Origin of the sequence: Rubritalea tangerina (assembly GCF_042683245.1) — a bacterium.
GTDB classification, from domain to species: domain Bacteria; phylum Verrucomicrobiota; class Verrucomicrobiia; order Verrucomicrobiales; family Akkermansiaceae; genus Rubritalea; species Rubritalea tangerina.
This window is the reverse complement of sequence record NZ_JBHUJB010000089.1, coordinates 120,757-143,208: the sequence shown is the minus strand read 5'-3', so window position 1 is coordinate 143,208 and position 22,452 is coordinate 120,757. Positions and strand designations below refer to the sequence as shown.

25 protein-coding genes are annotated in these 22,452 nt (G+C 50.2%); 12 read left to right on the top strand and 13 right to left on the bottom strand.

Features of this window, described 5'->3' with window-relative positions:
• The first annotated feature begins 3 nt into the window (after positions 1 to 3).
• The 3 genes from ACFSW8_RS17730 to ACFSW8_RS17720 all read left to right on the top strand — a co-directional run bounded on the left by ACFSW8_RS17730 (position 4) and on the right by ACFSW8_RS17720 (position 1,790).
• Positions 4 to 285 carry a hypothetical protein gene (locus ACFSW8_RS17730; RefSeq protein WP_377089890.1) on the top strand — a complete coding sequence of 94 codons (282 nt, stop codon included), beginning with the start codon at positions 4 to 6 and terminating at the stop codon, positions 283 to 285.
• Between the two features lie 67 nt (positions 286 to 352).
• Positions 353 to 1,063: a Bax inhibitor-1/YccA family protein gene (locus tag ACFSW8_RS17725; protein ID WP_377089889.1), complete on the top strand. Its 711-nt coding sequence runs from the start codon at positions 353 to 355 to the stop codon at positions 1,061 to 1,063.
• Positions 1,064 to 1,145: 82 nt separating this feature from the next.
• Positions 1,146 to 1,790, top strand: coding sequence for a hypothetical protein (locus ACFSW8_RS17720; protein ID WP_377178919.1), 645 nt, complete (start codon positions 1,146 to 1,148; stop codon positions 1,788 to 1,790).
• 6 nt (positions 1,791 to 1,796) lie between these two features.
• On the opposite strand, the gene ACFSW8_RS17715 is transcribed toward ACFSW8_RS17720, so the two are convergent.
• The 3 genes from ACFSW8_RS17715 to rimK form a co-directional block, all read right to left on the bottom strand.
• Positions 1,797 to 2,240, bottom strand: coding sequence for a hypothetical protein (locus tag ACFSW8_RS17715; protein WP_377178917.1), 444 nt, complete (start codon positions 2,238 to 2,240; stop codon positions 1,797 to 1,799).
• 71 nt (positions 2,241 to 2,311) lie between these two features.
• The gene (locus ACFSW8_RS17710) at positions 2,312 to 3,379 is read right to left on the bottom strand and encodes a succinylglutamate desuccinylase/aspartoacylase family protein (RefSeq protein ID WP_377089884.1); all 1,068 of its coding nucleotides are present in this window, start codon (positions 3,377 to 3,379) and stop codon (positions 2,312 to 2,314) included.
• A 2-nt stretch (positions 3,380 to 3,381) separates the two neighbouring features.
• Positions 3,382 to 4,290 (bottom strand): 30S ribosomal protein S6--L-glutamate ligase, encoded by a 909-nt coding sequence (rimK, locus tag ACFSW8_RS17705; RefSeq protein ID WP_377089883.1) that lies wholly within the window; start codon positions 4,288 to 4,290, stop codon positions 3,382 to 3,384.
• Positions 4,291 to 4,611: 321 nt separating this feature from the next.
• On the opposite strand from rimK, the gene ACFSW8_RS17700 reads away from it, so the two are divergent.
• Positions 4,612 to 8,373, top strand: a complete 3,762-nt coding sequence (locus ACFSW8_RS17700) for a phosphoribosylformylglycinamidine synthase (RefSeq protein WP_377089881.1) — start codon at positions 4,612 to 4,614, stop codon at positions 8,371 to 8,373.
• 72 nt (positions 8,374 to 8,445) lie between these two features.
• Here the strand turns inward: ACFSW8_RS17700 and ACFSW8_RS17695 are convergent, their stop codons facing one another.
• From ACFSW8_RS17695 to rpmH, 6 genes are all read right to left on the bottom strand, one after another.
• Positions 8,446 to 8,943, bottom strand: coding sequence for a hypothetical protein (locus tag ACFSW8_RS17695; protein ID WP_377089880.1), 498 nt, complete (start codon positions 8,941 to 8,943; stop codon positions 8,446 to 8,448).
• Positions 8,944 to 9,124: 181 nt separating this feature from the next.
• Positions 9,125 to 10,216, bottom strand: a complete 1,092-nt coding sequence (locus ACFSW8_RS17690; RefSeq protein WP_377089879.1) for a vWA domain-containing protein — start codon at positions 10,214 to 10,216, stop codon at positions 9,125 to 9,127.
• Between the two features lie 267 nt (positions 10,217 to 10,483).
• A complete protein-coding gene (gene yidC, locus ACFSW8_RS17685; protein WP_377089878.1) occupies positions 10,484 to 12,370 on the bottom strand; it encodes a membrane protein insertase YidC in 1,887 nt (628 codons plus the stop codon).
• Between the two features lie 9 nt (positions 12,371 to 12,379).
• Positions 12,380 to 12,643, bottom strand: a complete 264-nt coding sequence (gene yidD / locus ACFSW8_RS17680) for a membrane protein insertion efficiency factor YidD (protein WP_377178925.1) — start codon at positions 12,641 to 12,643, stop codon at positions 12,380 to 12,382.
• Positions 12,643 to 12,996, bottom strand: a complete 354-nt coding sequence (gene rnpA / locus ACFSW8_RS17675; protein ID WP_377089876.1) for a ribonuclease P protein component — start codon at positions 12,994 to 12,996, stop codon at positions 12,643 to 12,645. The genes yidD and rnpA overlap by 1 nt, the downstream gene beginning before the upstream one ends.
• A gap of 81 nt (positions 12,997 to 13,077) precedes the next feature.
• On the bottom strand, positions 13,078 to 13,260 hold the full coding sequence (gene rpmH / locus ACFSW8_RS17670; RefSeq protein WP_018969955.1) for a 50S ribosomal protein L34: 183 nt from the start codon (positions 13,258 to 13,260) through the stop codon (positions 13,078 to 13,080).
• Positions 13,261 to 13,448: 188 nt separating this feature from the next.
• Here rpmH and ACFSW8_RS17665 point away from each other — a divergent pair, with 188 nt between their 5' ends.
• Positions 13,449 to 13,943: a GNAT family N-acetyltransferase gene (locus ACFSW8_RS17665; RefSeq protein ID WP_377089875.1), complete on the top strand. Its 495-nt coding sequence runs from the start codon at positions 13,449 to 13,451 to the stop codon at positions 13,941 to 13,943.
• 9 nt (positions 13,944 to 13,952) lie between these two features.
• Here ACFSW8_RS17665 and ACFSW8_RS17660 read toward each other — a convergent pair whose 3' ends face one another.
• The gene (locus ACFSW8_RS17660; RefSeq protein WP_377178915.1) at positions 13,953 to 14,504 is read right to left on the bottom strand and encodes a hypothetical protein; all 552 of its coding nucleotides are present in this window, start codon (positions 14,502 to 14,504) and stop codon (positions 13,953 to 13,955) included.
• Positions 14,505 to 14,594: 90 nt separating this feature from the next.
• Positions 14,595 to 14,879, bottom strand: a complete 285-nt coding sequence (locus ACFSW8_RS17655; protein WP_377089871.1) for a 4a-hydroxytetrahydrobiopterin dehydratase — start codon at positions 14,877 to 14,879, stop codon at positions 14,595 to 14,597.
• A 174-nt stretch (positions 14,880 to 15,053) separates the two neighbouring features.
• Between ACFSW8_RS17655 and ACFSW8_RS17650 the strand changes: the two genes are divergently transcribed.
• The 5 genes from ACFSW8_RS17650 (at position 15,054) to gluQRS (ending at position 19,161) form a co-directional block, all read left to right on the top strand.
• Entirely contained in the window at positions 15,054 to 15,431 is a 378-nt protein-coding gene (locus ACFSW8_RS17650; RefSeq protein WP_377178913.1) for a hypothetical protein, read from the top strand.
• Positions 15,432 to 15,512: 81 nt separating this feature from the next.
• Positions 15,513 to 16,181 (top strand): L,D-transpeptidase, encoded by a 669-nt coding sequence (locus tag ACFSW8_RS17645; protein ID WP_377089869.1) that lies wholly within the window; start codon positions 15,513 to 15,515, stop codon positions 16,179 to 16,181.
• 134 nt (positions 16,182 to 16,315) lie between these two features.
• Positions 16,316 to 16,519 carry a hypothetical protein gene (locus ACFSW8_RS17640; protein WP_377089868.1) on the top strand — a complete coding sequence of 68 codons (204 nt, stop codon included), beginning with the start codon at positions 16,316 to 16,318 and terminating at the stop codon, positions 16,517 to 16,519.
• Positions 16,520 to 16,602: 83 nt separating this feature from the next.
• Positions 16,603 to 18,288 carry a transcription termination factor Rho gene (rho, locus tag ACFSW8_RS17635; protein ID WP_377089867.1) on the top strand — a complete coding sequence of 562 codons (1,686 nt, stop codon included), beginning with the start codon at positions 16,603 to 16,605 and terminating at the stop codon, positions 18,286 to 18,288.
• A 12-nt stretch (positions 18,289 to 18,300) separates the two neighbouring features.
• Positions 18,301 to 19,161 carry a tRNA glutamyl-Q(34) synthetase GluQRS gene (gluQRS, locus tag ACFSW8_RS17630; RefSeq protein WP_377089866.1) on the top strand — a complete coding sequence of 287 codons (861 nt, stop codon included), beginning with the start codon at positions 18,301 to 18,303 and terminating at the stop codon, positions 19,159 to 19,161.
• Here gluQRS and cysE read toward each other — a convergent pair.
• Entirely contained in the window at positions 19,158 to 19,991 is an 834-nt protein-coding gene (gene cysE / locus ACFSW8_RS17625; protein WP_377089865.1) for a serine O-acetyltransferase, read from the bottom strand. The two genes, gluQRS and cysE, sit on opposite strands and share 4 nt — an antisense overlap.
• An 8-nt stretch (positions 19,992 to 19,999) precedes the next feature.
• On the opposite strand from cysE, the gene ACFSW8_RS17620 reads away from it, so the two are divergent.
• Entirely contained in the window at positions 20,000 to 20,425 is a 426-nt protein-coding gene (locus ACFSW8_RS17620; protein WP_377089864.1) for an RrF2 family transcriptional regulator, read from the top strand.
• Between the two features lie 16 nt (positions 20,426 to 20,441).
• Here ACFSW8_RS17620 and ACFSW8_RS17615 read toward each other — a convergent pair whose 3' ends face one another.
• Positions 20,442 to 21,104 carry a hypothetical protein gene (locus ACFSW8_RS17615; RefSeq protein ID WP_377178911.1) on the bottom strand — a complete coding sequence of 221 codons (663 nt, stop codon included), beginning with the start codon at positions 21,102 to 21,104 and terminating at the stop codon, positions 20,442 to 20,444.
• Positions 21,105 to 21,191: 87 nt separating this feature from the next.
• Between ACFSW8_RS17615 and ACFSW8_RS17610 the strand changes: the two genes are divergently transcribed.
• A complete protein-coding gene (locus ACFSW8_RS17610) occupies positions 21,192 to 22,451 on the top strand; it encodes a M48 family metallopeptidase (protein ID WP_377178909.1) in 1,260 nt (419 codons plus the stop codon).
• The last annotated feature ends 1 nt before the right edge of the window (position 22,452 follow it).

The window sequence follows — 22,452 nt, the reverse complement described above, 5'->3', positions numbered from 1 at the left end:
TTCATGGAGCCCCCCAGTTCATTGCTCATTCTCGCGGCCTCCATCAGCCTCATTTTGATTGGGCTCAGAGGATTGCGATTCAAGTCTAGCCCGGATGGTGAATACCCACTGCAAGACCTTGAAAAATTCGCAGGAAGACACGGCACCTATAAGAACTTCCTCTACGGCATATCAAGCATCTGGACTGGCAAACACAGAACCCTTCGCACCCACGCCTTATTGACCGCTATAGGACTATGCATGCTCGTTATCCTCAGCATCACAAGGCTCTTCTACGAATCGTAAATCTTTACCCGAGAATGCTTGATTTCCCCAAATCCCACGCTAACTTGCAGCAAACAGATACTTCATTATGTTAGAATCTAATCCATACGCCTCCCCGTACACCGTTGCTGCTCAGCCAGCAGACGCTCGCGCAACGTTCATCCGTAAAACATATGCCCACCTCGGTGGTGCCATCGCAGCTTTCGCGATTCTTGAATACTTCTTCCTGCAGTCTGAAGCGATGCTTAGCCTCGTTGCCCCACTGATGGGCAATTGGTGGCTCGTCCTCATCGCCTTCATGGGTGTCTCTTGGATTGCCAATAAATGGGCACTCAGTAGCACATCTAAAGGAATGCAATACGCAGGTCTCGGCCTCTATGTCGTTGCTGAAGCGATTATTTTCATTCCTATCCTCTACCTCGCGATGGCGATTACTGGTTCAGCCACCCTCATCGCCCAGGCTGGCATTATCACAGCGGCACTATTCTTAGGGATCACAGCGATTGCCTTTGTCACCAAGAAGGACTTCTCCTTCCTCAATAGCTTCTTGATGGTCGGGGGCTTCATCGCTCTGGGATTGATTTTCGCCTCCATGATCTTTGGCTTCCAGCTAGGAATTATCTTCTGTGGTGCCATGGCTCTCTTCGCCAGCGTTGCCATCCTCCGCGACACAAGCAACATCATCCATCACTACGGTACAGACCAGTATGTGGCTGCATCACTCGGCCTCTTCGCCTCAGTAGCTCTTCTCTTCTGGTACGTGATCCAAATCCTGCTCTCACTTGCTAGCAGCGACTAATTAAAACCAATCATTCCTATCCGATGCAAAAGCGTTTCGAGCTTCCACTCGAAACGCTTTTTCTTTACCTTTTTCTACCAAGATGCCCAATAACCAACCGCTGCCAGAACACGTCCAAATTGTAGAGTCACTCATGCTTCGCAGCGCATCGCACCGCGCTATCATGATTCCAACCATGCTAGCCACTGGAGTAGCTTCCATGATCATCGGTATCAGCCTTACCCTAAAAATCGGTAGAGAGAGTGCCATCTACCATTTCCCAATGAGTACTGGCGAATGGGTCAGCACGTGGCTCTGCACCGCACTTTGTGCTTTTATTGTCAGCCTCTTTCTCGCTCGCAAACAAGCAAGTATCGACGGCCACCCGATGAATACCCCCCAACTCAGACATATATTTCGATGCCTCGCTCCTTCACTTATGCTCGGGTTTGTGGCTGGCACCTTATTGAGTTTTCATGACGTACGCTACCTACCTGCTGGAGCCGCCCTCTGGGTCTCTAGCTATGGAATCGCACTCCTTTCAATTCGCCTATACGCCACCAAATCGGCTCGCTTCCTTGGTGTCCTTATGCTCGCTCTCGGCCTAGCATGCCTCTGGGTCAGCCTCAGAACCATGGGGCTCATCCATCCCATGCATTTAGCAAATTTCTACATGTGTATTGCATTTGGAATGTTTCACCTGATCGTAGCTTCAGGCTCCATCCTCTTCGCCAAAGCGCAAGCATAAGCCGCCTCACTCATCCGCTGGACGCTTCGCTAGCAAGGCTCGCCTTTTCTCTAGCGCCTCAAAGATCGGCATCAAATCTTTCTTCGTGTACGATTTGACCACTAAATCATCAGTCCCCACTAAAAACCTCCCCCCAGAAGATTGAGGTGCCATCACCACCACACGCCGCTGAGGTGTCCCAATCTTCACCTCCAAGCCTAACGATAAAGGGTATACCCAATTTCTATAGTCCCCCTCAACCACCCGAAACCTCGCCACTTCCGGTAACTTCAAATCAGCCCCCACCCCAGGACTCACCTCATGACGAGCCTCAAATGCCACATAAATGCGCACCGTCTTCTCCATTGCCCGCTTGTTCTGCATATACAATGAAAGCCCCTCACTGCCTCCCATCACAACACTAGCTAACGCCAACCAAATCGCCGTCACACCACTTATCTTCAAGTCCATCACAACATCCTATCAACATTCCTGATAGATAGCGAGATTGATTTGAACATCTCACTTTGCGACTGAGAACTCTAACGTGCATCCACTTGTTGATAATGCACGGCATGCTCTTCATCTGGATGGGCATCCCCTAACAGGTTCTCTTCATATTTCCCTTGAGCGTCTTCCATATCAGAGAGTAAGGCCACATGAAACAGAGCGTCACCTTCATCGGCTATGCCTTCGTTCGTACGACCAATTAACATCCCTTGTCGAGGAGCCACAACCTTCCTCTCTACTCCACCCATTGGATCAGCGATAAATCCGACCTCGGCACCACTCTCGATCATAGCCCCTAGTGGCACTAAGGGCGTGAACAAACCTCCAACTTCAGCGCGAATCCAGTAACTCTTCTCACTCAAGATCATGTTCCCGATAAACTTCTCGGGCCGACTCCTCCGAGCTAGCATACCAAGCTCTCGCATCACAGAAAAGATCCCACGGTAAGCCGTGCGGATAGATTGAGCTTCCAGCCGCAGAGCCTCTCCCCCCTCAAAGAGAAGTATCGGCTTATTTTGTTGAAAGCAATGCCCTCTAAATGACCCCTCTCTCGATGGCGAGACTATGGTCAACGCAGCACCAAAAACTTTAGCCAAACGCATACTCGCTTCATCCCTTGCCGTAACACGCAGCTGAGGTAAGTTTGGTCTATTGAGAGCCCCAGTGTGAAGGTCGATGACTAGATCGGCACGCGCAACCAAAGAGTCACAAAGCACGTTTGCCAGCCTAGCCCCAAGAGAGCCCTTGGCGGAACCAGGAAACAGCCGGTTTAAGTCCCTTCTGTCTGGCAAGTACCGAGAGCGATTCAAAAATGCTGGGACATTAACAATTGGCACAGCTAGCACTGTCCCCTTCAATGACTTCAACGCTGATGCCCGCAAAACTCTCCGAATGGTCTCAACTCCATTTATTTCATCACCATGCACACAAGCTGTCAGCAACACGGTGGGTCCAGGTTTTCTACCATGAGCAACAGCCACATCGAGCTCGACTTGTGCATGGTTGCGAAACACCCCCACGGGGAGGCGCACGACTTCTTGAGTACCCGGCGCTACCTTATGCCCATGAATCTCATAGCTCTCCTGTTTTCGCCTGTCCATACTCAGTAAGATTTTCCCCGCGTTGGTTTAGCCCCATGGTGGGCATTAGCCTCAACCCACTGAATGATCTTCCCAGCAACATTCATCCCCGTGGCTGCCTCAATGCCTTCTAATCCCGGTGATGAGTTGACCTCCATCACCACTGGTCCTGCATGTGAGCGTAGCAAATCCACCCCAGCAACACTCAAGCCCATCACCTTCGTGGCCATCAGTGCCGTAGACCTCTCAGCAGGAGATATTTTAACTAATTCCGCCATTCCTCCACGGTGCAGATTCGACCGAAATTCACCCTCTTCCCCCTGCCGCTTCATCGCAGCCACCACTTTATTGCCAACCACCAAACACCGAATATCTGCCCCATTTGCCTCTTTCACAAAGCTCTGCACCAAAATATGAGCATCCAAACCACGAAATGCCTCAATGATAGATTCCGCCACTTTCTGACTCTCAGCTAAAACAACGCCCACTCCCTGAGTTCCCTCCAACAACTTAATCACCACAGGGGCTCCACCACATAAGCGAATCAATGACCCCGTTGCCTTGGTGTCATGAGCGAATGTGGTCACAGGCAAACCAATATTCTTCCTCGAGAGCAATTGTAGACTTCGAAGCTTATCGCGTGACCGTGATATCGCATCTGAGCCATTGATCGTATACTTTCCCATCATCTCGAACTGCCTAACCACAGCAGTACCAAAAAATGTCTTTGAGGCTCCAATTCGAGGAATCACAGCATCCACATCATTCAATTCACGCTCACCAAGGTAAATCGATGGACTCTGAGTCGCTATATTCATGTAGCACTTTAAATAATCAATCACCTCCACCTCATGTCCCGCACCAGCTGCTTCTTCCTTGAGCCTAGCCGTTGAATACAACGACGGATTGCGCGATAAGATTGCTATTTTCATCACTCTCAAAAATTTCTTCTATCAATTAGGATGTACTTCCACTGACATGTACCATGACGGAAGTCCACAGCACCACGCTAACATAATGCAATAAGCCACCCCAAGATTCCACACATTTATTTCACTACCAATAACTTCCCATGCAATCCCCTTCCCAATTCCTTACTCACAAGATGAAAAACCACCACCGCGCCTCGAAGCTGTTCTGACTCAGAAAAATTTCCCGTAATCACAAGGGAAACCTCTTGCGCATCGCACGAGGATCCCCTACCCAAAGGAACAATTTTTTCATCTTCCACACCAACCACATCATCCATCACAATGCACCGCGTTTTTGTCGAAAAACAAACGGAGTTCAACTCGCCAGCTAAGGAGCTACTCCACGACCTCAGAGAAAACCTCAGCCTCTCTAACCTTGAGGGCGTGCGCGTCATCCAGCGCTATGATATCGATGGCCTTAGCGAGGAAGATTTCGCCAAGGCTAGCCAGCTCATTCTCTCCGAGCCACAAGTCGAAACATCCAGCTCAGAACTCTTCATCGCTGCGGACGAAGTTGCTTTCGCAGTCGAGTACCTTCCTGGCCAATTCGACCAACGCGCTGACTCAGCAGCTCAATGTGTGACTATTCTCACTGAGAAAGAAGCTCCACTCGTGGCTTCCGCTCGCGTCATCGTTCTCAAAGGATCCATCACCAATGACCAACTCGCAGCAGTCAAGGACTACGTGATCAACGCAGTTGATTCCCGCGAGGCTTCCATGGAGCAGCCTGAATCACTCGCTCAGGATGTCACCACGCCAGCTGATGTCGAGATCCTCGATTGGTTCAGCGGTGCAACTGACGAAGAACTTACGCTCAAGCGCAACGAGCTCGGCCTCGCAATGAGCGCCCAAGATTTCATTTTCACCCAGCGCTACTTCCGCGATGACGAGAAGCGCAACCCGAGCATCACCGAAATCAAGATGCTAGACACCTACTGGTCTGACCACTGCCGCCACACCACCTTCGCAACACGACTCAACGAAGTTGCATTCGAAGACGGCACTGAGTACGTCAAGCAGGCCTACGTGAAGTACCAAGAGACGCGTGAAGATGTCTATGGTGATAAAATTCACACCCGTCCTGAGTGCCTTATGGACATCGCCCTCATGGGCATGAAAGAGCTCCGCAAGACTGGCGAGCTCGACAACGTTGAAGTTTCTGAGGAAATCAACGCCGCTTCCATCGTCATCCCAGTGGACGTCGATGGCGAAGAACAAGAGTGGCTCCTCATGTTCAAAAACGAAACGCACAACCACCCAACAGAGATCGAGCCATTCGGTGGCGCGGCGACCTGTCTTGGCGGCTGTATCCGTGACCCACTTTCTGGTCGTTCCTACGTTTACCAAGCAATGCGCGTCACTGGTGCTGCAGACCCACGCACACCATTCGCTGACACCATGCCTGGTAAACTTCCACAGCGTAAAATCTGTAAAGGCGCTGCCGACGGTTACTCCTCATACGGGAACCAGATCGGTCTCGCGACTGGCCAAGTTTCTGAAGTCTTCCACCCGAACTATGTCGCTAAGCGCATGGAAATCGGTGCGGTTGTGGCAGCAGCTCCTAAGGAAAATGTGTTCCGCGGCAGCCCAACTAACGGCGACGTCATCCTCCTCATCGGTGGCCGCACTGGTCGTGACGGTGTAGGTGGTGCAACTGGTTCCTCTAAGGAGCACACAGACACCGCTCTCGAGAACTCCGCAGAAGTGCAAAAGGGTAACGCTCCTACCGAGCGCAAGATCCAGCGTCTCTTCCGCAACCCAGAACTCGCGAAGAAGATCAAAGTCTGTAACGACTTCGGTGCAGGTGGTGTTTCCGTAGCGATTGGTGAAATTGCACCATCCCTCGAAATCGACCTCGATAAAGTTCTCAAGAAGTACGACGGCCTCGACGGCACAGAACTCGCAATCTCCGAGTCCCAAGAGCGTATGGCAATCTGCGTGGATCCATCTACCATCGATTACTTCCTCGCTGAGTGTGATAAGGAAAACCTTGAGTGCGTGAAAGTCGCAGACGTCACTGACTCTGGCCGTCTCGTCATCAACTGGCGCGGCAAGACCATCGTCGACTTCTCACGTGCATTCCTCGACACCAACGGTGTGACGCTCGACGCAAACGTTGAAGTGAAAGCTCCAACTGCAGAAACACCACTCGGCAAGCCACTCGCTTCCGTGGCAGCTGCTTCTGGTCTCAAAGAGAAATTCACAACCGCTCTCTCCGACCTCAACTCCTGTGGTCAGAAAGGTCTCGGCGAGCAGTTCGACAGCTCCGTTGGCGCAGGCACAGTGCTCCAGCCATTCGGCGGTAAGCACCAGCTTACTCCTGTCGACTCCATGGTCGCGAAGATTCCACTCATTTCAGGTAACACCACTACGTGTTCCTTCATGTCTTGGGGCTTCAACCCGAATATCGCTACTTGGTCTCCATACCACGGCGCCCTCTACGCGGTGACTGAGTCCGTTTGCCGCATCGTTTCCGCAGGTGCACGCCTCGGTGATGTTCGCCTTACTCTTCAGGAATACTTCGAGAAGCTCGGCAACACGCCATCCCGTTGGGGTAAACCATTCGCAGCGCTCCTTGGTGCGTTCACTGCACAGAACGAGCTTCGTCTCGGCGCGATCGGCGGCAAAGACTCCATGTCTGGTTCCTTCAATGAAATCGATGTCCCACCAACACTCGTTTCCTTCGCAGTAGCTCCAGGTAAGTCCACACTCGCTGTTTCTCCAGAATTTAAAGAAGCTGGCAGCGACATCTACCTCGTCACCACACCACGCGATGAAAACCTTCTTCCTGTCTTCGACAAGCTCAAGGAAATCGCTGAGCTTCTCTACGCAACAAACGCTAAAGGTAAGGTAAACGCCATGCACAGCCTCGCAGAAGGTGGTGTCGCAGTTGGCCTTTCCAAGATGAGCTTCGGAAACAAGATCGGCGCAACTGTTGAGCTCGCAGAAGACACACTCTTCAGCGAAGGCTATTTCAACTTCCTCGTTGAAGCAAAAGCGGGCTCCGAGCTCCCTGCAGCACTCAATGCGGTAAAGATCGGTCAAACAGCTGAGGCTGCAACGCTCACCGTCAATGATGAAGCACTCGAACTCGACGAACTCATCTCCGCATGGGTCGGCACACTCGAGACCACTTACCCATCGAACACAGAGGTCGCACACAGCGAACTCGAGACATTCACATTTGAAAATCCTGCGAAGCAGGTGAAATCAACTGCAGACTGGCAACTGAAAACTGGTAACTCACGACCACGTGTGGTCGTGCCATGTTTCCCAGGCACCAACTCTGAGTATGACTCAGCGAAGATGTTCAACGAAGCTGGCGGCGATGCTCACATCGAAGTCTTCCGCAACCTTACTCCTGAGCACGTTGAGCAATCCCTCGCAGCGCTCGCGCAGCAGATCAAGGAATCCCAGATCCTCATGCTTCCAGGTGGCTTCTCCGCAGGTGACGAACCAGACGGTTCCGGCAAGTTCATCGCTACTGTCCTCCGCAACCCTATAGTGCGCGACGCAGTGATGGACCTCATCCAAAACCGCGACGGTCTCGTGCTCGGTATCTGTAACGGCTTCCAGGCGCTCATCAAGACAGGCCTCGTGCCATACGGTGAGATCCGCGATCCACAGCCAGGTGCACCGACCCTCACCTTCAACGACATCGGCCGCCACATCGCTTGTTACGCGACAACTCGTATCGCATCCAACAAGTCACCATGGCTCGCAAACACCAAAGTTGGCGATCTCCACCAGATCCCATTCTCACACGGTGAAGGTAAGTTCTACGCGACTGAAGAAGAGATCAAGCAGCTCGCTGCAAACGGTCAGATCGCGACTCAGTACACTGACCTCGCTGGAAATCCATCCATGGACATCCGCTACAACCCGAACGGTTCCCTCTACGCAATCGAAGGTATCACATCCCCATGTGGGCGTGTCCTCGGTAAGATGGGTCACACCGAACGCCGTGGTCAGGACGTTGCAAAGAACGTGCCAGGAGACAAACACCAGCCACTTTTCAAAGCTGGTGTCCAGTACTTCGCCTAAAACACGAGCTGATCGCATTTTAAAACAAGCCACCAGCACCTTTGTGTTGGTGGTTTTTTTATGCTGAAAACGCTAAAGCTTTATCACCGATTTACTATTCACATCTTTTAAAAACAGAGCCCTAGCTTTCTCTATCTTCCTGCTCTCACTGGGGTCAATCTCACTCACCTCACCACTCTGCATATCTTTCAACTCAACCAAGTGAACATCCACACTCACCACACCCAATCGATACAGCTGATCGCCAACCAAAACCTCCATCACCTCACCCACCTCAAAGTAGCGCACCCCAACCACCAAGTTGGAACGCATGACGGACACTCTCCCATTCAGAAGCTCAATATCAAAGGCTGGAATCGCGGGCTCTTCTACCCCCTCATCTACGTCACCACTATCCTCTTCCACCGCATCCCCTTCAACTTCTCTACTGGGATCCTGAGGTAAACCAAAAGGGTCAAACGCCCTCGTATTGATCGCAAATGCCGCACTCCGCTTCTCAATAAAACCATCATTCAACGCAAACCGGGCAGCATCACTCCCTGCCACTACAACCAATGAGCAAGAACCCATAAATACACAGACACATTTAAATACAGACATCATCACAAACTTTCTACATCCGCTACCCTGCTGTATTTCACCCCCTTTGACAAGAAGGGAAAAAACAGCCCATGAAACCCTAAAAAAAGAAGCCCCAAGTCCTAAGACCCGAGGCTTCCTCCCAACTATATGAAAAAGTGGTCGTGAAATACTATTCTTCCTCTTTGCCCTTGATAAGCACCTGCGTCTTGCCGGACTTATTTACCATGGAGAATTGCCCACCAGTGATTTCAGCTAATGCTCCCATTGCATCACGCGCCGATGGATCCATCATCGCAATCGCGTTGATCTTGATATCTTTGCGCTTCGCGCGCTGAGCCACACGCTTGGCAATGCGTTCAGATTCCCCTCCGGAAACACCGTCAGTCATGAAGAAAATCACCTCAGGCTGCGGCTTCATGTCCAATGCCATTTCTAATGGAATCTCCCAAGCTGTGCCGTACACCAACGCTGTAGATTGAATCGCAGACAATGACGCATCTAAATTTTCCTTGGTGGCCTTCATCCACGCTGGAGAGCGCAACTTACTCCCCTTGGTCTCCCAGTTATTCGCCCCTTTACCTTCCCATTTGTAGTCACGCCCATTGTGAGAAACTACCGCAGATCTACGATTTTGAGCCATCTTCACCTCTGACCCCGCAACCCATGCTGGCCCAGCAAAAAAGATTAATTGATACTCCATAGTCTCGGGCAATGCACCCACAGAACGCGCCAATTCCTTCTTGAGGAGCGAAATGCGCTTCCCACTCATTGACATTGAGTAATCAATAACAAATGCAATGCGCTCCGCTTTCACCTTTTGCTTGAAAAACGAAGCTCCGCCACCACCACCTCCGCCGCCGCCCCAGCCGTCACCATCACCCCAGCCGTCACCAAAGTCATCTCCGTTACCAAAGTCCAACGATGGCTCTGTCACTTCAATGTCCGGTACTGGTACCGCAGTGGGTGATGCTGTATTTGCGGCAATCACTTTCGCCATTGAAGATGACGGTGAAGAAGGCTTGCGCTCAACCTCAGAACTCATTTCAGGCTTCTCAATTTCCTCCGTGTCCTCAACACCTGCAGAATAAGAAATAATCTCTGGCGGATTCTTCACCTCAACCGTCAAAGCAACGATGAAAAGAATCAAACCAATCAAAAAGAGCGAAAGAATCGCGATGATCAATGAGGAGACCGTAGAGTTCCTCTTCTGCGCCGCCAGCGCAGCTTGGGCCTCTTGGGTCATTTGTGCATGTAAACTCATAGGTCAGTGTGTAGGTGGGTGTTTTTATCCGTGCTCGTAGCACTAGAGAATGTCCTCAGATCATAGAACGTTACCCTAATTTCTGGGTTATTTCACTAAGAGTCTCGTTACCGAGCTCGAATGATCGAAATTACTCAGATGTCTATCCCTACAAACTTGCCCCACCTCGCATTCTGGACAGCCACTTGCAAAAAAATGCAAAAAAATACCCCCACCTGATAAACAGATGAGGGTATACATCAAATTTGATTCAGTAAAATCAGAAGCTTAGCCACCAGTCTTAGGGTTGCGCTTCTTAGGCTTTTTCGCCTGCTTCATTTGCTCAAATGGGTTCGCCGGCTGACTTGGGCCACCAGGCTTGCGACCAGCAGCAATTTCTTGCTGGCGCTGAACTTCCTCCATTTTTTCCGCCATTTTCTCAAAGAAACCTTTTTTGCGAGGCTTACCATCATCATCACCACCTGACTTTTTCTTTTCCTCAAGTTCAGGCTCAGGAAGGTTTTTCATCAACAAAGTCTGCCCAATCGAAACAATGTTCTGGGTAGACCAGTACAATGCCAATGCCGCTGCATAGTTGTAACAGAAGAAGAAGAACATCAATGGCATCAACATGAAGATGCGGCGTTGAAGCTTATCTCCAGATTGTGGCGTCAAACTCATCTGAAATACCATCGTGATAGCCATTACAATCGGCAATACGTTGATAGGAATTCCAAACACTTCAAATACGGTGTCTGGACGTGATAAATCCTCGACCCACAAGAAGCTCGCTCCACGCATCTCCACCGCTGCACCCAACATCTTGAATACACCAAAGAAGATCGGAATCTGAATCAACATCGGTAAACATCCCCCCATCGGATTCACCCCATACTGACGATAGAGCTTCATCGTCTCTTGGTTGAGTTTCTGGGGATTGTCCGCGTACTTCTCACGCAGCTCTTTCATGATCGGCTGCAACTTACCCATACGCTTCATCGTACGAGTCGACTTGTTGTGCAGTGGCCAAATCACTATGCGAATGAAAATCGTCAATAAGATGATCGCATAACCCCAGGACCACTTCATATCACCAAACCAGTCATGGATGATGTTGAGTGACCAACTCATGAAGTTAGCAAAGGGAACGATGATCGCCCACCCGTAACTCATAATTGCATCAGTATGCGGAGCAACGTGGTTGATAATCTTACGCTCACGCGGTCCCATGTAGACGTCTACAGAATAACTTTGCTCAGAACCTACGGCCAATTCGTGGTGCGGGAAATTGACCCCCATCGTGAAGACCCAACGCTTCAACATCTCGTCCTCTTCGGGAACATCACGCTCACGCCCTGTCGCCCAAATCGAATCCGCTTGGAAGCCCTTTGGCATAAGGAATGTCGTGAAGAACTGATTATTAACGCCTGCGTACTCCAGCGACGAAGGCTTCAAGGTCACCACCGACTGTGCACTGCTGAACCAGCCATCTGTGAAGGGCCCCTGTTGATCAAATTCAAAGGAACCATCCTCATAGTAGAACCACCCAGCCTTGTCCTGCATCTCTTTGCCGTGCAGCGGCGCAGCAGTTCCCGTGTAGAGACCATAACCCGAAAGATCCACCTTCTGCTCTGACCCATTCTTAAAACTAACGTTCAACGCCAATTGGTAACCCTTCGCCTCCTCACTCTCAATGAGGGACCACTTCTTAGTCACCACCACACCATTTGATAATTCCCCCCGGTAAGTGATCGATTTCTCATCCTTCGCCACCACTTCATAATACGATCCGTCAATCGTCTTATAATCCTTCGCAATCGCTCCCACCGGATACGATGCATACGCATTGAGCGTCACATTTCCCTCGCTATAGATATTCTTGTGGTCAGGAAACTCAGCCGACTTCACACCACCACCAAAATTAGTGAAGGTGTAAATAACATCCACCTTGTCACCATCCTTACCAACAATGGTATGAGGCTCATCTACCGGCTGGTCTGGCAAATTAACCCTCTCAGTAACCAACTCAGGATCTTCTCCCTGCAGTTGCTCTTCCACCTCCTCTTGCTTCTTCACCGACTCTTCCAAAGCCTTCTCGTTATCCGAGAGAAAGAGCTGATTCGCCACCAAGGCCAATCCACAAAGAAACAATATGATCCACGCTTTACGATCCATAACTAAACTCTATTTATCTGATTCTGATTTTTTGGGTGGTACTGGGTCACAGCCACAGCCACCCCACGGGTGGCATCGACAAAGGCGATGAATCCCCAGCCAACTGCCACGCAGCGCTCCATGGGTATCTACCGCCTGATAAAAATAATGCGAGCAAGAAGGTGAAAATCGACAACCACCATAAGGACCACTCACAGCACGCAACATCGGGTTCAAAAACTTTTGATACCCCCGAATCGCTAACTTGATCGCAGTCACTGGTACTTGTCTCATCATTCTTGCCCTCTTAGCATGCCTAGCTTCTTGGCGAGCTTTAACCATTCCCTCTCGAGATCTGTATAGCTCGCTTCGCTCGCCCGCCAACGCGCAATCGTGACAATATAACAATCATCACGCACTGACTCGCCATGCTTTTGCAAAATGGCACGAAAAACGCGCCTCAGATAATTCCTCTGATGCGCTTTTCCTACCTTCTTCGTAGTGATGAGCCCGGACTTGAAATGCTCAAGCTCATCAGATGCTAAGACACTTAAAACAAGATAGCGCCCCGCTCGCGACTTTCCCTGCTCTCTGACGCGTGCAAAATCAGCACGGTCTACGATTGAGAACTTTCTAGGAAGACGCATGGGGCGCTTCTCTCACCTTGGTGTCTTCGTGAAAGAGGAGCTGAAACGAAAGAATCATGCTCCCCTCACGTTTGAAAAAGACTAGGTGTGCTGCTTAGTGTGACGCTTGTATTGAAGCTCAGCACCTTTAGGAAGGAGACGCTTGCGACCCTTTTGGCGGCGGCGGCGGATGATGTCGCGGCCAGCTTTAGTAGCCATGCGTGCGCGGAATCCGTGCTGACGCTTACGAACGCGCTTAGATGGTTGATAAGTTCTTTTGCTCATGGTGATATTCCTGTTGGAAGATTAAAGAGATCTCTCCTTACTGCCCAGAGGCAGATGGATGGGCGGGCAAACTAAGTATTTCACGCGCTTTGTCAACACGTCATTCACTCAGAGAGCTATTTTTTTACCTTTGATTCGATTTTTCGTAGCTGAACTCAAAAATTGCTGTTAGTTTCCCCGCGCCTACTATGAGTGACGCCAAGAATGTTTCCCCAGCACTGCAATCAACAGATACCCCTAGGGTTGAAACCGCAACCATTGAAGACCTCGACCAAATCACCGAGCTCGTCATGGAACTTTTTGAGCTGCAAGATGACTTCGATGCTGATCGCGAAACTCAACGACGCGGACTCGAAATGATCCTAGAACAACCCTCGCGCGGCAGAATCTTCGTCCTCAGAAACGACCACCAAATTCTTGGTATGGTGAACCTCCTCTTCACTATTTCAACGGCACGAGGGGGCATGGTTCTTATTTTAGAAGACTTTATAATTCACCCCACCCACCGCAGCCACGGCTATGGCACCATCCTCGTCGAACACGTAAAACAGTTCGCCAAAACCAAGAACTTCTCCCGTATCACCCTGCTCACCGACAAAATCAGTGCTGACTCACAAAAGTTCTTTGAAAAACTAGGCTTCGACTACTCCAGCATGATTCCAATGCGATTGAACCTCGATTGAGCCCTCAGCTCATCGTCCCATCATAGCTTTCGTATCGTCCACCCCTATGCCATTGACTTGATCCATGCTGTAGATCGGTGGTGGTGCATACACCTTTCGGCGTGATTGGGTCGCCGCGTCCTGTGGCTTACCCACATTGCGCCCCCTGTCCACAGCCCGCACCTCACCACCGTAACCACTCGTGCCATAATTTTTGCCCCCTACGTGGGAATATTGGCCCTGAGCATTTGCCTGCTGCTGAACAAAATGTGGAGAGTATTGGTACTGGCTACCACTCTTGTTCCCAGCAAATTGCTGAGCATTGAAATTCTTATCTCCCCCCCACCGTTTCGATCGATATGCCTCTTTCCCGTATGCCGACCCTTGATAGGCCTTTCCCCCAGCATAATCTCCCTCAGCCTCAAATTGACTCCGCTTATCCTGATTCGGGCGCACGTTGCCTTGCTCGTCGACCACGTACTTCACATCACTCAAATAACGGTCACCAAATTGTTCCGGCCCGCCCTTCTCATAGGTAACCTCGCGCTCAGTTGCACAAGACACCAAGAAAATGGAAGTCATGAGAGAGAAACACCATGTGAAGCGAGCCATAGCGCAGGGTGTAGACCATCCCCAAGGTGATGACAAGCTCACAAAATTTCAGCACACGGACTAAGCAACATTATCGATCCTACCAGCCATAACAAGATCAGCATCAGTAACTCCGCCAATCTCATGCGTACTCAATGTCAATTTCACCTTGTTGTACCGAATGAAAAAATCTGGATGGTGGCCAGCCCCCTCAGCCACATCAGCGACAATGTTCACAAACTCCATCGCATCCGCAAAATTCTCAAATTCCCATGACCTGACAATGGCCTCGCCCTCAATGTCCCACTCAGGACAATGCTTGAGTTCCTCTGCCAATACATCAGCTGGGATTATTTCTTCTGACATAATCACAACATTCAAATTCAACTCATATCATGCTATATTTCAGTAAGTTTTGACAAGAACCTTCTGACATATCTTGCAATCCAGACTCATGTTGTAAAATCTAGCAAACTAGCATAAAGTACCCTCATGTACCGCCCACTGGCATTTCTCTCTTTATCCAGCGCTACCCTCCTCATGGTGAGTTGCACACCTAACACACCACAAACCAGAATCGCCAACAACCCCGACCTCTACCAACAACTCACCCCCAATCACCAATCCCTCGTCCAACGTGGACAAATCTCCAAAGGCATGAATAAAAAAGCGGTCTACCTCGCATGGGGCGACCCATCCCGTAGCTCAAAAGGCTCTGAAAATGGGAAACTCTTCGAAAAGTGGTACTACATTCGCTACACCCCCTACTACACTGGTGGACTCTACGGAGGATACGGCTACGGCGGCCGCGGCTACTACGGCACAAGTATCTCACGCACCACAAATTACAACAGCGAACTTGAAGCTGAAGTCAAATTCCACAAAGGTATCGTCACTAGCTGGGAAAATGCCCGCTAAAGATCAACGATGTGACAATCATTTCACCAGCATTTTTTCTGTTGCCTAGACCACAGTATCCTTTCTATGGTCCATTCTAACATGAAGAAACAGTTACTCTACCTACTCGGTGTGGCCTGTGCTGGCCTACTTAGCTCGTGTACACAAACAGGCGGACTCGGTGCCTATGATGCATACGACAGACCAGCATCAAAACCTAGCAACCCTAACAATGTTCGCGTAAAAGTATCCACAAACAAACAAATGGCATACGTGCTAGAAGGTAACAAACCACTGCTTGTTATGCCAGTATCAGTTGGGAAAGCCTCTACGCCTACCCCTAAAGGAAATTATACCATCTATAGTAAGCAAGAATACCGCCGGGCCCAAACCCACGGATACTTTGACTACGGTAATGGCAAGTACGGACAAGGCTACCGTCGCAACAAACCAGCAGGCACCAAATTTATCGGCACTCCAATGCCCTACTGGATGGAATTCAAATCAGCCTATGGCTTCCACACTGGCTGGATGAAAGACAAACCCTGCACCCATGGCTGCATCCGAATGCACCACAACGTCGCGCCTAAGTTCTACGAAATCGTTAAGACTGGAACGCCTGTCAATATCGCATACTCCCAACCTGAAGACGCGACACTCGGAAGAAACGTGCCTCGCCCTCCTGACGCCACCCCCCTTCCTGACTTCCCAATCTCGTATATGGTGACTAATAAAGTCTACAAGCGACACAAGTCACCAACATACCAATAAGAGCAACTCACACGCTCTAACATATTTATCCGGGCCCGCAGTTCATACTGCGGGCCCGCTTCGTTCCGCCCCTATGCTAAAAAAGTATTTGCCAAGTTGGGTATCAACATGCAGCATGGAGATGTCGTCACGACATGGAGCGTACAGTATCGGACCGCTTCAGGATTTTTTCTAAGCTAAACTTCTTTAGCCATCCCCGCATCGCCACCATTCTAATGGCCTACTGCGTTGAGAATTTCCACACCCAGTGCTACCCCAGCGCGTCGCGTGACACAGACAATATCCATAACAAACGTATTGATATTTCGACTTCCCCTACCACCAACTCTGACATCTAACGTCAACTAAAACCCCAGCTGCCAGACCTTTCACATCTGCCATAGCACCTACCTACTTCCCTACACACACGATCCAATTTATTATGAGCGAAGAAGCTTCCATGCCCGAAGAAACTGCCGACACCAAAGTCGTCGCTAAAAAAGCTACCAAAAAGGTCGCAAAAAAAGCGGCGAAAAAAACCGCCAAGAAAGCAGCAAAAAAAACAACGGCAAAAAAAGCAGCGAAAAAAACTGCCACTAAGAAAACTGCAAAAAAGGCCACCAAAAAAACCGCGAAAAAAGCAGTCAAGAAAGTCGCTAAGTCAGAGGCAGCTCCTGAGCCAGTCGAGGCCACCCCAGTAGCCCAAGCAGCAACTCCACCTGCAGAGCCTGCACCCAAACCAACTGAGGAAAATCTTCCCTCACCGACACCGCAAGTAACGCAAGCTGCGGAGCCAGTCGCTGAAAAAACTCAGACAAAAGACGAAAAACCAAATCAAAGACGCCGCCACCGCAATGGCCGCGTTGAAGGCGGTGGCCCAACTCACAAACACGACAACCGCAACAACCGGCGCAACCAAAAAGGTAAAAATAATCGCCGCAATAACAAGCGTCGCGATCACAAGTCTGGTAACCAACAAGACTCAAAGCCAGTCGAACTCACAGGCCCACCAGTCGAAGTCAGCGGCATCCTCGAACTCAGCCCTAAAGGCTTCGGCTTCTTACGTGAATTAGCCAGTGACCTTGAACAGTCTAGCAATGACGTCTTCATCTCACCAGATATCGTACGAGTCCATGGGCTCCGCGTCGGTGTGTGGATAGAAGGCTTCGCCAAACAAGGCCCCAGAGGGCTCCAAATCACCGAGGTCAAAGCCATCAACGGCATGCCAGTTGATAAGGCGCGTAAACTCCCCCATTTTGACGAACTCAAAGCGGTCAACCCAGATAAGCGGATTCCATTTGAAACCGAGTCTGAGCGCTTTACCACACGTGTACTCGACATCATGGCTCCCATCGGGCGTGGCCAACGTGGCCTCATCGTCTCTCCTCCACGCTCAGGTAAAACCACCATGATGCTACACATGGCTGAAGCGGTGCGTGAAAAGTACAGTGAAGAAATGCATCTCATGATCTTACTGGTCGATGAGCGCCCAGAAGAGGTTACCGAATTTAAAATGAGCCTCCCCGGGGCAGAAATCTATGCCTCTTCTAACGACGCAGGAGCTAAAAACCACTGCCGAGTCGCAGAACTCTGTATCGAACGTGCGAAGCGACTCGTCGAAGCTGGTGAGCACGTCTTCCTTATGATGGACTCCATCACCCGTCTCGCTCGCGCCTATAATAATGTGATGGGCGGTAGCAAGAAAGGGAAAGGCCGTGGCGTCCAGTCTGGAGGTATCGTTTCTGGAGCTCTCGAAATGCCCCGCAGACTCTTTGCCGCAGCGCGAAACACCCGCAACGCAGGCTCACTCACCATCGTCGCGACCGCTCTCGTCCACACTAACTCACGTGCAGATGAGGCAATCTTCCAAGAATTTAAAGGCACCGGTAACATGGAGCTCGTCCTCGATAGAAGAATTGCGGAACAATACATCTACCCAGCTGTCGATATCTTTAAATCTGGCACGCGCCGTGAAGAACTCCTCTTACCTGAGCATATGCTGCACAAAATCCACCTCATCCGCCGTGGCCTTTCAGGTGCGCGACCACATGAGGCCATGGAGCGGCTGCTCTTCTTCCTCAAGCGCTTCCACAACAATGCTCAAATGTTGTTAGAGATCAAAGGATAACCCACCTCGAGCATGGCCAAAAAGCAAGCTGAAGTCATTACGCGCTTTGCTCCATCCCCCACCGGCCAACTCCACCTTGGACACCTATACGCCGCCCTTTTTGCACGCGATCTCGCACGCAAAAAGGGCGGTCGCTTTTTACTGAGGTTCGAAGATATCGATACCACGCGTGTCCGACCTCATTACTATTCTGAAATAGAATCCGACCTGCACCATGCCGGCATTCGTTGGGACGCCCCCCCCTTAAGACAAACCACACGCTTCCCCGCCTACCAAGAGGCTCTCAATAAATTGAAAAAGCTCGATGCCGTCTATCCGTGCTTCTGTACCCGTCGTGATATCCAACGCGAAATTAAAAACCTCGTAAGAGCTCCCCACGGCCCAGATGGCCCGCTCTACCCATCTACTTGTAAGGCACTGACTCCTCAGCAAATCGAAGCCCATTTGGCAAATGGCCATGAACCCGCATGGCGACTCGATTCCGAACGCGCCGCAAAGCTAACCGGCCCACTCACCTTCCAGGATAGCTTCCTCGGATCAGTTGAGGTTAACCATGCGCTTCTCGGCGACATAATACTCGCTCGCAAAGATATCGGCACATCCTATCACATCGCCGTCGTCGTCGATGACGCCTTCCAGAATGTCACAGACGTCACTAGAGGAAAGGACTTGTTAGAATCAACGCATATCCACCGAATTCTCCAGGCGCTCTTTGAGCTCCCAGAACCGAAGTACCACCACCACGAACTAGTCTGTGATTCTAAAGGCGAGAGACTTGCAAAAAGAAATGCAGCCCACTCCCTTCAAAGCTTGGTGGCTAGCGGTCTCACTCCAGAAGAACTCATCCAACTAGCCCAGGACTCACTCGCCTAAATCTGGCCGCTCTCAAAACACTGGTTCATATCCATGGCCGGCGTATTTGCTTTACCTCTTATCTTGGCTGGCACCCCAGCTACAGTCACGTGTTCAGGAACATCAGCAAGGACCACGCTCCCAGCTCCCACCTTTGCACATTGACCAATCTCTACGCGCCCTAGAATCTTCGAACCCGCCCCAATCAGCACACCTGTGCGAACAATGGGGTGACGGTCACCACTCTCTTTACCAGTCCCCCCAAGAGTCACCTCATGAAGGATCGATACATTGTCCTCCACAATGGCAGTCTCACCAATCACCACACTCGTAGCGTGATCTAACAGGATGCCACAACCGATCCGAGCCGCCGGGTGAATATCAACCCCAAACACCTCGCTACAGATACTTTGAAAGTATAAAGCGAGTGGCTTGCGCTCACTATTCCATAGATGATGGGCAACACGATACGTGCAAATTGCTAGAAAGCCCTTGAAAAATAACATCGGCTCCAGAGGTGATTGACATGCCGGATCACGGTCATAAATCGCCATCATATCGGCCGCTGCACTCAAGGTCACTTGCGGGTGTGATACAAAAATCCCCTCCAAAAGCGGAGTCAGCTCCTCTCTATTCATCTCCTCACGTGACAGTTTTCGAGACAAACGGGCCGCAAGTGCTGCCCCCAAACACGCCCTATTTAAAATAACATCGTACAACAAGGCTGTCAGCTGAGGCTCGCAATCGGCAATCTCTTGCGCTCGATCACGTATCTGAATCCAAACCTCCTCCACAGAAACATGAGCGTTATTGCAAAGATTGTAAGGATTAGAGCTAGATTTATTTGACATGATGTGATGTGGATTGGTGCGTGAGAGTTTCCCAGAAATTAGAATATGCCTGTAGAGCAATGGCCCAACTCGCAAAGCAAGCCGATGGAAAGACCATTACACGACTTGACGAGATTGCACAACGCGAAGCTGTGTCTTCTAATTTTCTCGTACAAATCCTCAATGACCTGAGACGATCTGGACTCATCACTAGTAAGCGCGGGAAATTTGGAGGATATTTGCTCACTGGCAAGGCCGAAGATATCTCACTTTACGATATTGTCCAATCTGTCGAACCCACCCTCCTCGAAAATACCACCTCTTCCGAGGGCCAGTCAGGTGCTAGCGTCAGCAAAGTCTGGCATTCTGCCAGCAACCATTTCGCAAGCCAACTCAAAGAGACCAAATTAAGTAGCATGGCGGAGAGTGATGCAGGCCCAATGTTCTACATCTAACATACCCCAATGCGATTCAATCGATGGGTACTCCTCCATATTCGATCATCGTCTGGCGGAATGTAAAACTTTTCGACTTATTGGCATTTGGCAATAAAGCAAAATTCACCCACTCCGACTGCGTCCCCTTACTCGAGGTGATCACAATATTGGCTGCTAGCACAACCTTACCATCGGCTTTAGGAAATAGCTGAAGAGTGTCAGGAATCGTATAACTCGCCATCCAACGCGGCTGAATTTCTGCCTCAGCAGCTTCTTTTTCCAGCTCTTCTTTCGTTTTCTTCTTCAATGAAAATTTACGCTTTTTCTTCGGCAATTCCTCTAGCTCGAAAGCAGTCTCTCCTCCTAACATCGACAGAGGCAACCTCACTGAGCGCTTGCTTGCGCCCGTCGTGATTTGCACTCCTGCAAGTCGCATGCTCACATGCTCCCCCTCAGTTCCTTCTGCTACAATCTGCCACCGCAGTGGCCCGTCAAAATTGTACGTAGATGCCCTGTAAATCAATTTGTCTTTCTCGATTGCCCCGACTCCCTTGAGCGATTCCACATTACTGTAGACCTCTGCACCATTCAGCCAAGTAGTCGGCGACTTCCTCCAAGTTCCCGCCTTCACTTCCACAGGCTCTTGATTCGCACAGCTCAATAACAAAGCTGGAAAGAGAAGCGTCATCCATTTCATAGACTCCATTGATAACAAAACCCGTCGCCCTGCCAACTCCTGATTTCGGACTTGCATGCATCGTCACATAGCTTCTACTCAGCAGCCATGAATAACACCTTGGGCATCATCATCGTCATTGCGCTCTTCCTACTGTGGAACCTTGACCTTATCGCCACCCTTCTCAACCTCAAGGCGCTGAACCCCAAACTCCCAAGCGAGTTCAAAGGCATTTTCACTGAAGACAAATATGCCGAGTCCCAACACTACACACGAATCACTTCCCAGTTCGACATTGTCCAATCCACATTCTCATTGGCACTGACGCTCACTTTTTGGCTCCTTGGGGGCTTCGGCTGGTTAGATGATTTCTGCCGCAGTATCGGTTATGGCCCAATCCTGACAGGTCTCATCTTCATGGCGATCCTCTTCATCGCCCAAACTCTCATCGGTATCCCATTCCAGATCTATTCGACATTCGTTATCGAAGCGAAGTTTGGCTTCAATAAAACTACCCCTAAGACCTTCGTTATCGACCAAATAAAAGGCCTGATTCTCATGGCCCTCATTGGAGCTCCCATCCTAGCATTGATTCTATGGATCTTTGGTGCAGTCGCACACGCCTGGCTCTGGGCCTGGATCGCATTCACCCTCATCCAACTTTTACTAACCTATCTCGCACCCACCTACATCCTCCCACTCTTTAATAAGTTCGAACCCATGGAAGATGGGGAACTCAAGTCCGCCATCAATGCTCTGTCAGCTAAATGCGATTTCCCACTCACCGAAATCTACGTCATGGATGGCTCAAAACGATCCACCAAGTCGAATGCCTTCTTCACCGGCTTTGGAAAAAATAAAAAAATTGCCCTCTTCGACACTCTCATTGAAAAGCACACCACCGAGGGGCTCGTCGGCGTTCTCGCTCATGAAATCGGCCACTTCAAGTGTAAGCACATCATTCAGCGCATGGTCGTAAGCACGATCCAAACGGCAGTCATCTTCTTCCTCATTGGCATCGCCACCAACCCTAACGGCGCTTTTGCCCAACAACTTTTTGACGCTTTCTACGTTGAACAAATCTCTACCTACGCAGGCCTTATCTTCTTCTTCATCCTCTTCTCACCAGTGAATAAAGTGCTCAGTATCTTTTCAAATAGGTGCAGCCGGAAACATGAGTTTGAGGCAGATGCCTATGCAGCAAATGCACAAGGGACCCCTGAGCACCTCATCGGCGCCCTCAAACAACTCTCTGCAGATAATCTCGTCAATCTCACTCCCCACCCCTTCCTTGTGTTCCTTGAATACTCGCACCCACCTATGCTCACCCGCATTGATGCACTCAGAAGACTCAAACTCGACGCCTAGA

Bases quoted from the DNA above. Each gene is read 5' to 3' on its own strand.
- ACFSW8_RS17730 (WP_377089890.1), top strand. From the start codon at position 4: ATGGAGCCCCCCAGTTCATTGCTCATTCTCGCGGCCTCCATCAGCCTC.
- ACFSW8_RS17725 (WP_377089889.1), top strand. From the start codon at position 353: ATGTTAGAATCTAATCCATACGCCTCCCCGTACACCGTTGCTGCTCAG.
- ACFSW8_RS17720 (WP_377178919.1), top strand. From the start codon at position 1,146: ATGCCCAATAACCAACCGCTGCCAGAACACGTCCAAATTGTAGAGTCA.
- ACFSW8_RS17715 (WP_377178917.1), bottom strand. From the start codon at position 2,240: ATGGACTTGAAGATAAGTGGTGTGACGGCGATTTGGTTGGCGTTAGCT.
- ACFSW8_RS17710 (WP_377089884.1), bottom strand. From the start codon at position 3,379: ATGGACAGGCGAAAACAGGAGAGCTATGAGATTCATGGGCATAAGGTA.
- rimK (WP_377089883.1), bottom strand. From the start codon at position 4,290: ATGAAAATAGCAATCTTATCGCGCAATCCGTCGTTGTATTCAACGGCT.
- ACFSW8_RS17700 (WP_377089881.1), top strand. From the start codon at position 4,612: ATGCACCGCGTTTTTGTCGAAAAACAAACGGAGTTCAACTCGCCAGCT.
- ACFSW8_RS17695 (WP_377089880.1), bottom strand. From the start codon at position 8,943: ATGGGTTCTTGCTCATTGGTTGTAGTGGCAGGGAGTGATGCTGCCCGG.
- ACFSW8_RS17690 (WP_377089879.1), bottom strand. From the start codon at position 10,216: ATGAGTTTACATGCACAAATGACCCAAGAGGCCCAAGCTGCGCTGGCG.
- yidC (WP_377089878.1), bottom strand. From the start codon at position 12,370: ATGGATCGTAAAGCGTGGATCATATTGTTTCTTTGTGGATTGGCCTTG.
- yidD (WP_377178925.1), bottom strand. From the start codon at position 12,643: ATGAGACAAGTACCAGTGACTGCGATCAAGTTAGCGATTCGGGGGTAT.
- rnpA (WP_377089876.1), bottom strand. From the start codon at position 12,996: ATGCGTCTTCCTAGAAAGTTCTCAATCGTAGACCGTGCTGATTTTGCA.
- rpmH (WP_018969955.1), bottom strand. From the start codon at position 13,260: ATGAGCAAAAGAACTTATCAACCATCTAAGCGCGTTCGTAAGCGTCAG.
- ACFSW8_RS17665 (WP_377089875.1), top strand. From the start codon at position 13,449: ATGAGTGACGCCAAGAATGTTTCCCCAGCACTGCAATCAACAGATACC.
- ACFSW8_RS17660 (WP_377178915.1), bottom strand. From the start codon at position 14,504: ATGACTTCCATTTTCTTGGTGTCTTGTGCAACTGAGCGCGAGGTTACC.
- ACFSW8_RS17655 (WP_377089871.1), bottom strand. From the start codon at position 14,879: ATGTCAGAAGAAATAATCCCAGCTGATGTATTGGCAGAGGAACTCAAG.
- ACFSW8_RS17650 (WP_377178913.1), top strand. From the start codon at position 15,054: ATGGTGAGTTGCACACCTAACACACCACAAACCAGAATCGCCAACAAC.
- ACFSW8_RS17645 (WP_377089869.1), top strand. From the start codon at position 15,513: ATGAAGAAACAGTTACTCTACCTACTCGGTGTGGCCTGTGCTGGCCTA.
- ACFSW8_RS17640 (WP_377089868.1), top strand. From the start codon at position 16,316: ATGGAGCGTACAGTATCGGACCGCTTCAGGATTTTTTCTAAGCTAAAC.
- rho (WP_377089867.1), top strand. From the start codon at position 16,603: ATGAGCGAAGAAGCTTCCATGCCCGAAGAAACTGCCGACACCAAAGTC.
- gluQRS (WP_377089866.1), top strand. From the start codon at position 18,301: ATGGCCAAAAAGCAAGCTGAAGTCATTACGCGCTTTGCTCCATCCCCC.
- cysE (WP_377089865.1), bottom strand. From the start codon at position 19,991: ATGTCAAATAAATCTAGCTCTAATCCTTACAATCTTTGCAATAACGCT.
- ACFSW8_RS17615 (WP_377178911.1), bottom strand. From the start codon at position 21,104: ATGAAATGGATGACGCTTCTCTTTCCAGCTTTGTTATTGAGCTGTGCG.
- ACFSW8_RS17610 (WP_377178909.1), top strand. From the start codon at position 21,192: ATGAATAACACCTTGGGCATCATCATCGTCATTGCGCTCTTCCTACTG.